The organism is Halobacteriovorax sp. DA5 (genome assembly GCF_002903145.1).
Classification (GTDB): domain Bacteria; phylum Bdellovibrionota; class Bacteriovoracia; order Bacteriovoracales; family Bacteriovoracaceae; genus Halobacteriovorax_A.
The window spans coordinates 1-486 of the sequence record NZ_PPDJ01000022.1; the positions used below are offsets into that span (position 1 = coordinate 1).

Sequence of the window (486 nt, forward strand, 5' to 3'; positions counted from 1 at the left end):
TGGCAAGATTACATGCTTCAAATTCAGTGTATTTGAATGTGCTGTCTGGTGATTGTGGACAGATCAGTTCAAAGTCGTCTGCCTTTAGATCCTTAGCCCATTCCGGTCTTTTACCTTCTTTGTAATCACCAATAATAGTGTGCTTGATAAAAGCAACTTCACCAGCTTTTTCTGCAAGACACCTGAAAGCCCCATCATAGCCATAATACATCTCCTCAGAAGAGGCTTTGCACTTGCTCTCATCTCCCACTGCCTTCCCACTTCCTTTACACAGTTTACACATGTTTGATGCAGGATCAGCACCAGGAGCGCAGCCTTCACTGAAGAAATTGTATAGTGTACAGTCAGGACTTTGTCCACATATGACTGAATCTGGAACTTTCCATCCAGCGTTGCGGTTCAGGCCAGTGTGGCAGGACTTTTTCCCTCGCAGTTTACTCCACGTTACACGGGAGTCCTTACGCACAACCGCCACAACATAGTAAC

At 45.5% G+C, this 486-nt stretch carries 1 protein-coding gene; it reads right to left on the reverse strand.

Annotated elements, in window-relative coordinates; all coding sequences use genetic code 11:
* Window positions 1–250: hypothetical protein (locus tag C0Z22_RS16280; protein WP_233189742.1), on the reverse strand; the 250-nt coding region annotated here is incomplete at its 3' end.
* Between the last annotated feature and the right edge of the window lie 236 nt (window positions 251–486).